This window comes from Nonomuraea sp. NPDC003201, assembly GCF_053590415.1.
Map to the genome: position 1 here is coordinate 1 of NZ_JBSFTC010000379.1, position 9,171 is coordinate 9,171.

Here is a 9,171-nt window from a genome sequence, read left to right on the forward strand (position 1 = left end):
GCGCGGCTGGCGGTGCCGGGGCACCACTTCGGCGACTGCGAGGGCCTGCCGGCGGACGCGGTCACGCCGGGCTTCCTGGCCGGTACGGCGGGGACGGCGTTCCTGCTGGCCCGCCTGTACGGGGTGAGCGGCGATGCCCGGTTCCTGGAGGCGGCGCGCAGGGGCGCGGATTTCGTGCGCTCGGTCAGCGTGCTGAGCGGCCGGCGCGCGCTGGTGCCGCACCATCTGCCGCAGGGGCGGGGGCTGCACTACCTGGGGTTCTGCTCGGGCTCCGCGGGGGTGGCGCGGATGTTCGTGGAGCTGTACCGGGCCGGGGGCGACCCGGCCGACCTGGAGTGGGCCGAGCGGCTGGCCACGGGGATCGTGACGAGCGGCGTGCCGGGCCGTCGGGTGCCCGGGCTGTGGGACACGGCCTGCCAGTGCTGCGGGCTGGCGGGGCTGGTGGAGCTGTTCGTGGGGTTGTGGGCGGTGACGGGGCGGGAGGCGTACCTGGGCTTCGCCCGGACGCTGGGCGAGCACCTGGCGGGCAGGGCGAGCGGCGACGGCGGGGGCCTGCGGTGGTACCAGGCATTCGAACGGGTACGTCCCGGCGTGGTGAGCGCGGACACCGGGTACATGGCGGGCGCGGCGGGCATCGGCACGGCGCTGCTGCACCTGGAGGCGGTGGGGCGGGGACGGCGGGTGATCCTGCTGCCGGACAACCCGTTCCCGGCGATCCTGGCACCTTCCGGCATGCTGCCCGAATAACGCAACGAGGAGATTGCGCGCGAGCGCGCGCGGCGTTAAGCTCGATTGCCCAATTTAGGCAAAGGCTTCACTATCCTCCGGTTAGGAGTATACCAGCGAATGGCTAATCGTCAAGATGGTCTTGCGGAAGCCCTTGACAGCGAACAGCGTACTGTGTCGTGGCTGTACGGCCGGCTCGACGTCGCCAGGGGGCGGGCCCAGGCGGCGCTGCGGGACGCGTACGCCAGGGCCGGCGGCACCCGCCAGGCGATGGTCGAACGCGAGGCGATGGCCTCGGAGCAGGCCAGGAGGCTGGCCCAGCTGAACGCGGTCGAGCGGGGCCTGTGCTTCGGCCGCATCGACGACGGCGCGGGGCAGAGCACGTACGTCGGCAGGATCGGGCTGCGCGACGAGGAGCACGAGTCGGTCCTCATCGACTGGCGGGCGCCGGCCGCGCGGCCGTTCTACGTGGCCACGGCCACCGACCCGGGCGGGCTGGTCCGCCGCAGGCACCTGCACCTGAAGGACCGCACGGTGGTCGGCATCGACGACGAGGTGTTCGACCTGGAGGGGATGAGCGACGGCGACCGGCGCGCGCTCGTCGGTGAGGCGGCGCTGCTGGCGGCGCTGCGCCGGGGCCGGACGGGCCGGATGGGCGACGTGGTGGCCACCATCCAGACCGAGCAGGACCGGGTGATCCGCGCCTCGCTCCAGGGGGCGCTGGTGGTGCAGGGCGGCCCGGGCACCGGCAAGACCGTGGCGGCGCTGCACCGGGCGGCGTACCTGCTCTACACCCACCGCGACACCCTGGAGCGGCGCGGCGTGCTGGTGGTGGGCCCCAACTCGATGTTCCTGCGCTACATCAGCCAGGTGCTGCCGGCGCTGGGGGAGACGCAGGTGGTGATGACCACGGTCGGGGAGATGTTCCCGGGGGTGCGGGCGAGCGCGGCCGACGGGCCGGCGACGGCGGTGGTCAAGGGCGACGCGCGGATGGCCGACGTGGTCGCCCGCGCGCTGGAGCTGCGCCAGCGCGCGCCCGAGGGCGACCTGGTGGTCGAGCTGGACGGGCTCAACCTGCGGGTGCCGCACGCGACGTGCGTGCGGCTGCGCGACCGGGCGCGGGCGGTGCGGCTGCCGCACAACATGGCGCGCAAGCTGTACGTCACCGAGCTGCTCAAGGAGCTGGCCAAGGCCGAGGCGCGGGCGCTGGAGGAGTCGCTGCACATCGAGGAACTGGTCATCGAGGACGAACCGGAGCTCGCGCAGCCGCTCGACCTGGAAGGCGACCTGGACGAGCTGGATCTGGAGCTGGCCTCGCGGCGGCTGTGGGGCGAGCCGGGGATTCGGCGGGCGGTGGACGACCTGTGGCCGGAGCTGACGCCGCGGCGGCTGATCTCGGAGGTGCTGGCCTCGCCGGAGACGCTGTGGTCGGTGGCGCCGTCGGGGCTGGACTGGCAGGAGCTGGTCCGCCCGGTGGACGCGCCGTGGACGGCCGGGGACGTGCCGCTGCTGGACGAGGCGGCCGAGCTGCTGGGCGAGGACGACTCGGAGCGCCGGGTGGCGAGCCGGCGGGCGTCCGAGGAGCAGGCGTCGGAGGAGCTGTACGCGCTGGAGGTGCTGCACAGCACGGGGGTGCTGGAGGAGGGCATCTTCGATCGGGCCGACGTACTGGCCGAGCGGCACGCGGACGACGGGCTCGGGCTGACGACGGCCGACCGGGCGGCGGCGGACCGGACGTGGGCGTACGGCCACGTGATCGTGGACGAGGCGCAGGAGCTGTCGGCGATGGCCTGGCGGATGATCATGCGTCGGGTGCCGGCGAAGTCGCTGACCGTCGTCGGCGACCTGGCCCAGACGGGGTCGGCCGCCGGGGCGCGGTCGTGGGGGGAGGTTTTGGACCCGTACCTCGAGGGGCGCTGGCGCGAGGAGCGGCTGCTGGTCAACTACCGCACGCCGGTGGAGATCATGACGGTGGCGGCGGACGTGCTGCGGGCCTTCGCGCCCGAGCAGGAGCCGCCCGAGTCGGTGCGCGAGGGCGGCTCACGGCCGCGCGCGGTGCGCCTGCCGGTGGCGGGGCTGCCGGGGCTGGTGGACGGGGAGCTGGCCTCGATCGGCGAGGGCCGGGTGGGCGTGGTGACCTCGGACGCGCGGCGCGCGGAGGTGGCCGGCCTGTTCCCGGAGGGTGACCTGGACGCGCCGGTGGTGGTGCTGACGGTGGGGCAGGCCAAGGGGCTGGAGTTCGACGCGGTCGTGGTGGTGGATCCGGCGGGGATCATGGGGCAGTCGCCGATGGGGGGTCAGGACCTGTACGTGGCGGTGACGCGGGCCACCCGGCGGCTGACCGTGGTGTACGAGGGGGAGCTGCCGGAGGTGCTGTCCGGCCTGACTTCCGAATCTACAACGTAAAGGCCGTCCCCTTGGAGCGCGGGTCATTCGTTGTAGAGCTTGTCGGCCACCGCACGGATGGTGCACGTGATGTGGTCGAGGGAACGTAGGGTCTCGGTGTCGAGGTGGTCCAGGATGCGGCGGTAGTGTTCGAGCCCGGCGTTGTGGATCTCCTCGATCAGGGCGGTGCCGGCGGGGGAGAGCTCGGCGCGGCGGACGCGGCGGTCGTGGGGGTCCTCGTGGCGGGTGACCAGGCCGTGGGCGACGAGCCGGTCGACGAGGCCGGTGACGGTGCCGAGACTGACGCCGAGGTGGTGCGCGAGCTCCTGGCCGGAGACGGAGCCGTTGAAGGCCAGGAGCATGATGACGTGGAGTTGCCGCATGGTCAGGTTGGAGGTGAACAGCGGGGACTGATGCTGGGCGAACAGTCGCCCCATGCCCCGCTGTGTTTCGCTGATTCGACGGATCAGGTCTTCGCGTTCGTCGCTCACACTCACCTCTCGCTTCCTGAGAAGGTTATCAGGAAAGCTCAATCTGTCTAAATATTCGTTCGAGGCGAAGTGTTAGTCTGGGGCGAACTCTTGGAGGGGACGCCTATGACCGCATTCGCCCGTTTGAGCCTGGTCAATCGCAGCCTTGTGATATTGCTCGCGCTCGTGCTCAGCGCCTTCGGCGCGTTCACGATTCCGCAGTTGAAGCAGCAGTTGCTGCCGTCTTTGAGCTTCCCTGGCGCATTCGTGGTCGCGGCGTATCCGGGTGCCTCGCCCGAGATCGTCGAGGACCAGGTGACCAAGCCGATCGAGGACTCGTTCCAGGGCCTGGACGGCATGGAGCAGATGACCTCGACGTCGAAGGAGGGCCTGGCACAGATCCAGGTGGCCTTCGAGTACGGCACGGACGTCGAGTCCTCGCTGAACAAGATGCAGCAGGCCATCACCCGGGTCTCCCTCCCGGACGGGGTGGATCCGCAGGTCGTGGCGGGCAACACCGACGACATCCCGGTGGTCGTGCTCGCGGTTGGCGACGGCGGCGACGAGCGGGCGATGGCCGACAAGCTGCGCCGGATCATGGTGCCGGAGCTGCAGAGCGTGGACGGCGTACGGGAGGCGTCGGTCACGGGCACCCGCGACGAGGTCGTCACGATCGAGCCGGACGCCAAGAAGATGACGAAGGCCGGTGTGTCGGCCTCGCAGATCCCCGACGTACTGAAGGCGAACGGCACGCCGATCCCGGCGGGCACCCTGACCGCTGACGGCAAGTCCCTCACGGTGCAGGTGGGTGCGCGGGTCGACTCGGTGGCCAAGCTGAAGGACCTGTACCTGACCCCGGCCCAGCCGGCGGCCACCCAGCAGCAGCCGAGCCAGGCCCAGGCCCGCCCGCAGACCGGGCAGCCCGGCAGGCCGGGCCAGTCCCCGGCGGCCCTCGCGCAGCAGCAGGCGCCCAAGCCCAAGCCACTCAAGCCGGTCAAGCTGGGCGACGTCGCCGAGATCAAGCAGGGGCTGGCGGACTCGACGACGATCACCCGTACGGACGGCAGGACGAGCCTGGGCGTGTCGGTGACGATGGTGCCCGACGGCAACGCGGTGTCGATCTCGCACGACATCCGGGAGAAGCTGCCCGAGCTGACCAGGTCGCTGGGCGACAGCTCGGACACGGCGGTGTCGGTGGTGTTCGACCAGGCGCCGTACGTGGAGGAGTCGATCCGGAGCCTGACCACGGAGGGCCTGCTCGGTCTGGCGTTCGCGGTGCTGGTCATCCTGGTGTTCCTGCTGTCGGTGCGTTCGACGCTGGTGACGGCGGTGTCGATCCCGCTGTCGGTGGTGATCGCGCTGATCGTGTTGTGGGCGGGCGACTATTCGCTGAACATGCTGACCCTGGGCGCGCTGACGATCGCGGTGGGCCGGGTGGTCGACGACTCGATCGTGGTGCTGGAGAACATCAAGCGACATCTCGCGTACGGCGAGGCCAAGCTGCAGGCGATCCTGACGGCGGTCCGCGAGGTGTCGGGCGCGGTGACGGCCTCGACGCTGACGACGGTGGCGGTGTTCGCGCCGATCGCGATCGTGGGCGGGATGGTGGGCGAGCTGTTCAGCCCGTTCGCGATCACGGTGGCGGTGGCGCTGCTGGCCTCGCTGGTCGTGTCACTGACGGTGGTGCCGGTGCTGGCGTACTGGTTCCTGAAGTCGCCGGACCTGACGCCGGAGCAGGCGCGCAAGCAGCGCGAGGAGGCCGAGGCCAAGGAGCTGCGCTCGCCGCTGCAGCGGGCCTACCTGCCGGTGCTGCGGTTCGCGACCCGGTTCAAGCTGGTGACGATCCTCATCGGCGTGGCGGTGTTCATCGGCACGATGGGCCTGGCCGGCGGGCTGCAGACGAACTTCCTGGACTCCTCGGGCCAGAACACGATCTCCCTGTCGCAGAAGATGCCGGTCGGTACGGACCTGGCGACCACGGACAAGGCCGCCCAGCAGGTCGAGGGCGTGCTGAAGGACCTGGACGGCGTGGAGACGTACCAGGTGAACGTGGGCGGCGGCAACGCCATGCAGGGCGGCGCGGTCGGCGGCGGCGCGGACCGGGCGTCGTACTCGGTGACGGTCAAGGAGAGCGCCGACCCCGACAAGGTGCAGCAGGCGCTGCGCGAGCGGATCGACGGCCTGTCGGGCGTCGGCGAGGTCACGGTGGGCGGTGCCGGCGGGGGCGGGTTCTCCTCCGACACGATCGACGTGATCGTGCAGGCGCCCGACGCCGAGACGCTGCGCACGGCGACCGACACGGTCAAGACCGCGATGGGCGAGGTGTCGGGCCTCACCGAGGTGTCCTCCAACATGGAGACCAGCGCGCCGCGGGTCGAGGTCGCGGTGGACCGGCAGGAGGCCGCGGAGCGGGGCCTGTCGGAGGCACAGGTGGGGCAGGCGGTGGCGCAGGCCTTCCGCGGCGCGCCGCTGGGCCAGATCACCCTGGACGGCCGCTCCAGCGACCTGGTGCTGCGCGGCGCGGACGCGCCGGACGACATCAAGGCGATCAAGGACCTGAAGCTGCCGACGGCGGCGGGCATGATCAAGCTGTCGACGGTCGCGGACGTCAAGGAGGTGGCCGGGCCGACGCAGGTGACGCGGATCGACGGCGAGCGTTCGGCCACGGTGTCGGCCAAGGCGGCCGACTCCGGGAACCTGGGCGCCGTGACGCAGACGCTGACGACCAAGCTGAACGGCCTCTCGCTGTCCGCGGGCGCCACCTATGAGATCGGCGGCGCGTCGGCCCAGCAGTCGGACGCGTTCTCCGACCTGGGGCTGGCGATGCTGGCGGCGATCGCGATCGTCTTCCTGATCATGGTGGCGACGTTCCGCAGCTTCGTCCAGCCGCTGATCCTGCTGGTGTCGATCCCGTTCGCGGCCACGGGCGCGATCGGGCTGCTGGTCGCCACCGACACCGCCCTGGGCGTGCCGGCGCTGATCGGCATGCTGATGCTGATCGGCATCGTGGTGACCAACGCCATCGTGCTCATCGACCTGATCAACCAGTATCGCGAGCAGGGCATGGGCGTGGTGGAAGCGGTCATCGAGGGCGGGCGGCGCAGGCTGCGGCCGATCCTGATGACGGCGGTGGCCACGATCTGCGCGCTGACGCCGATGGCGCTGGGGGTGACCGGCTCCGGCGGGTTCATCTCGCAGCCGCTGGCGATCGTGGTGATCGGCGGTCTGATCAGCTCGACGCTGCTGACCCTGGTGCTGGTCCCGACGCTGTACACGATGGTGGAGCGGGCGAAGGAGCGGATGCGGCGCAAGCCGGCCGAGCCCAAGCACGAGGCGAAGGTCCTCACGCCGACCTCCTGACAGAGGCGGTGCTCTTTGCCCGGTGGGGTCACCGCACCCCGCCGGGCAAACGGCCGTCGGGGCGGAGGTTCGTGACCGCCCATCTGTCGAAGCGTTGGCCAGGGTCGTCTTCCAGGATGATTCTTACGGGTGGGCGCACACGTCTTCAGTCTGACTGCACTGTCGCGGACTGCTCGCGGAATTGGCGCGGCGGCAGGCCGTAGGCGTTGCGGAAGGCCTGGCTGAAATGCGCGGCGTTGGTGAATCCCCATCGGGCTGCGATCGCGTTGATCGGGCGGGTGGCCAGATGGGGGTCGGCGAGATCGCGCCGGCAGTGTTCCAGGCGGCGTTCACGGATCCAGCCGGCGACGGTGTGTCCCTCCTGCTGGAACAGTTTGTGCAGGTAGCGCAGGGAAATGTGGTGGGCGGCGGCGATCGCGTCCGGGTTCAGGTGGGGGTCGCCCAGATGGTCCCGGATGAAGGAGTGGATCTGGGCCATCAGCGCGCGCCGCCGGTTGTGGGGCGGCATCCCGCTCTCGGCGTCGAGCACGTTCGCCAGCACCAGGGTCAGCACGTCGAGGGTGAGGGTGGACAGCCGGGAGGTCTCCGCCGGACTGAGGTCGGGCATGTGCCGGGCGAGTTGCAGCAGGAACTGTGACGACAGCGCACCGATGGCCTGGGTGCCGGGGATGCGCATGGCACTGAGGCGCCGCAGGTCCTGGGACGGCAACGGTGGCCGTTCTGCGTCACTGTGCTGCCGCCGCTGACGGTGCAGGCCAGCTCGAACAATTCGGGGTCGGCCTGCCGGATGAGCCTGGGTGTGCGGTGGGCCGAATGCGGCACAATGGTCGCCAGCGTCGCCTGCACCGGGCCGAACTCGCTGAAACCGACATGCGCCCGGAATCCGCTCTCCATCCGCGGGTCGCAGCGTAAGTCGTAGGGCACGTGGAGCTTCGAGTTCATCTCCCGCCAGTAGGCGAACCGCTCTTCCGCCGGGATCTCGGCGGTGCTGATCACGTCCATATTCCCCACCACAGGATCGGGGGCACAGGCCGGATCAGCATTGCTCGGGCAAGGTTGCCGACGCAACCTGTTATTGCCGCCGTACTTGTCGTAGCCCCACGGTGTCGTCTCGCCGGGGACGGCGCTCGCTCCCACTGCCTGCCCGGGACGACCGGCTGTCAACGGCCCTGTACGGGGTGCGGGCCGCTCTCTGGGAGGTTCGAGACCGCGATCAAGGAGCTGTCGCCGACCGCTCGGTCCGCAGCTACTCCGAGGCCGCTGCGTCGGCGATCAGCGTGATCTTCGCGTCGCTGCGTCGCCCCCCCGCCAGGTGGCGAATGCGGGGGAGGGGAGGGCGGATATGGGTGTGCCGACCGGATCATGACCGGAGCTATACCGCTGAGCTTTGCACGCCAAAGGCGCGCAGCGGGGACTTGAACCCCGCGACCGCCGGTGCCGGAGATAACCGAACGACTTCGACCCGCCCTCCCCCTGATCGTCAGCTTTGCCGGAGGCACGGATATGGGATGTTCACCGGTATTAGGTGCTCTGCCAACTGAGCTACCGGAACATCGCCCCGGGCAGGACTTGAACCTGCGACCGCCCCATTATGAGTGGTAACCGATGAACTTCGACCCGTGCCCTCACCGAACCACACCGGTGGCCGCCGAGCTGAGAACGAGTACGGATATGAGAATCGGCACCGGATGTGATCTTTTTTGCAGAAAGAGATAACCGATGCAGTTCGACCCGTACTCGCACCAGGCCCAACGGATGTGAGGGGCTAGCGAGACAAGACGCTAGCGCACTCGTCAGCGTGTCTCGATCGATTTTCGTGCGATCGTGATCTCGTCCCGGTGGCCGGGCTACGACCGACACGATGCGGATGAACCCGGCCTGGCGGAGCCGTAGATGCTGTTGGCGTGGCTTGGCGGCCGACCGGGTGAGCTGAGCGGCTGGGTCGCCATACCCGCCGGGTGGCGGTGCAACGGGGCCGCGACCGTGAATGATGATCGCTAGGGTTGGTCGTCATGGCGCTGCTGTCTCACCTCGACCGTTTCAACAAGCGGCACCCGTGGAGCCACAACGACCACTACGGCGGCTGGGTCGTCGGCCAGGTGGCCGCGTCCGGGGCCGGCCACGTTCTTGACGTCGGGTGCGGCACGGGCAACCTCGCCGCCCTGCTCCGCCGCCGCGCCGCCACCGTCACCGGGCTCGAACCCGACCCCGCGACCGCCCGGGCCGCGGC

Annotated in this window: 6 protein-coding genes; 4 read left to right on the plus strand and 2 right to left on the minus strand. The window is 70.3% G+C overall.

Features of this window, described 5'->3' with window-relative positions; all coding sequences use genetic code 11:
• Together ACWDX9_RS54725 and ACWDX9_RS54730 are read left to right on the plus strand one after the other, a co-directional pair.
• A partial coding sequence (locus ACWDX9_RS54725; protein WP_449970372.1) for a lanthionine synthetase LanC family protein occupies positions 1-747 on the plus strand: 747 nt, incomplete at its 5' end.
• A 99-nt stretch (positions 748-846) separates the two neighbouring features.
• Entirely contained in the window at positions 847-3,132 is a 2,286-nt protein-coding gene (locus ACWDX9_RS54730) for a HelD family protein (RefSeq protein ID WP_449970375.1), read from the plus strand.
• 23 nt (positions 3,133-3,155) lie between these two features.
• Here the strand turns inward: ACWDX9_RS54730 and ACWDX9_RS54735 are convergent, their stop codons facing one another.
• Positions 3,156-3,548 carry a MarR family winged helix-turn-helix transcriptional regulator gene (locus ACWDX9_RS54735; protein WP_449970378.1) on the minus strand — a complete coding sequence of 131 codons (393 nt, stop codon included), beginning with the start codon at positions 3,546-3,548 and terminating at the stop codon, positions 3,156-3,158.
• Between the two features lie 159 nt (positions 3,549-3,707).
• On the opposite strand from ACWDX9_RS54735, the gene ACWDX9_RS54740 reads away from it, so the two are divergent.
• Positions 3,708-6,941 carry an efflux RND transporter permease subunit gene (locus ACWDX9_RS54740; protein WP_449970381.1) on the plus strand — a complete coding sequence of 1,078 codons (3,234 nt, stop codon included), beginning with the start codon at positions 3,708-3,710 and terminating at the stop codon, positions 6,939-6,941.
• Between the two features lie 145 nt (positions 6,942-7,086).
• On the opposite strand, the gene ACWDX9_RS54745 is transcribed toward ACWDX9_RS54740, so the two are convergent.
• Entirely contained in the window at positions 7,087-7,617 is a 531-nt protein-coding gene (locus ACWDX9_RS54745; RefSeq protein WP_449970384.1) for a helix-turn-helix transcriptional regulator, read from the minus strand.
• Positions 7,618-8,953: 1,336 nt separating this feature from the next.
• Here ACWDX9_RS54745 and ACWDX9_RS54750 point away from each other — a divergent pair.
• Positions 8,954-9,171, plus strand: a 218-nt coding sequence (locus ACWDX9_RS54750) for a methyltransferase domain-containing protein (RefSeq protein ID WP_449970386.1), incomplete at its 3' end; no start/stop codon positions are given.